Here is a 1,157-nt window from a genome sequence, read left to right as displayed (position 1 = left end):
GGGCCTGGCCCGGGGCCCGCGTCCCGCGGCGTCAGTACTGCTCGTCCTCGACGAAGTCGCCCTCGTCCTCGCCGTAGTAGGCGGACGCGGTCGGGTCGAAGTCGAGCGGGCTGTCCTTGAGCGTCAGGCCGAGCTCGGCCAGCTTCTCCTTGACCTCGGTGATGGACTTCGCACCGAAGTTGCGGATGTCCAGCAGGTCGGCCTCGCTGCGCGCCACGAGCTCACCCACGGAGTGGATGCCCTCACGCTTGAGGCAGTTGTACGACCGGATGGTCAGCTGCAGGTCCTCGATCGGCAGCGCGAGGTCCGCGGCGAGCGCGGCGTCGGTCGGCGACGGGCCGATCTCGATGCCCTCCGCCTCGACGTTGAGCTCACGCGCGAGCCCGAAGAGCTCGACGAGGGTCTTGCCGGCGGACGCGAGCGCGTCGCGCGGGCTGATCGCGGCCTTCGTCTCGACGTCGACGACGAGCTTGTCGAAGTCGGTCCGCTGCTCGACACGCGTGGCCTCGACCTTGTAGGTCACCTTGAGGACCGGCGAGTAGATCGAGTCGACCGGGATGCGGCCGATCTCGGCGTCGAACGACTTGTTCTGGGCGGCGGAGACGTAGCCACGGCCACGCTCGACCGTGAGCTCGATCTCGAGCTTGCCCTTGTCGTTCAGCGTCGCCAGGTGCAGGTCGGGGTTGTGCACCTCGACACCGGCCGGCGGCACGATGTCCGCGGCCGTCACGACGCCCGAACCCTGCTTGCGCAGGTACATCACGACGGGCTCGTCGTTCTCCGAGGAGACGACGAGGTTCTTGATGTTGAGGATGATCTCGGTGACGTCCTCCTTGACACCCGGCACGGTGGAGAACTCGTGCAGCACGCCGTCGATCCGGATGGACGTGACGGCGGCGCCGGGGATGGAGGACAGCAGCGTCCGGCGAAGCGAGTTGCCGAGCGTATAGCCGAAGCCGGGCTCGAGCGGCTCGATGGAGAACCGCGAGCGGTTCTCCGAGATGACCTCTTCGGTCAGGGTGGGGCGCTGTGCGATGAGCACGGTGGGTTTCCTCTCAGCGGGCGTCCGCCATATGACGCTCCGCAGTACTACGTGACGGCCATGCCTCGGTCCGCATGACCGGACTGTCGGACGGGCTGAGCCGTGGCCGGGGCGT

1 protein-coding gene is annotated in these 1,157 nt (G+C 67.9%); it reads right to left on the bottom strand.

Going from position 1 to position 1,157, the window contains the following annotated elements; translation table 11 throughout:
* Positions 1–31: 31 nt before the first annotated feature.
* On the bottom strand, positions 32–1,042 hold the full coding sequence (locus CBZ_RS16960) for a DNA-directed RNA polymerase subunit alpha (RefSeq protein WP_130782660.1): 1,011 nt from the start codon (positions 1,040–1,042) through the stop codon (positions 32–34).
* Positions 1,043–1,157: the final 115 nt, after the last annotated feature.

This window comes from Cellulomonas biazotea (assembly GCF_004306155.1).
Taxonomy (GTDB): Bacteria; Actinomycetota; Actinomycetes; order Actinomycetales; family Cellulomonadaceae; genus Cellulomonas; species Cellulomonas biazotea.
Note: the sequence above shows the minus strand (reverse complement) of the source record. Positions and strands in the feature narration are given on the sequence as shown.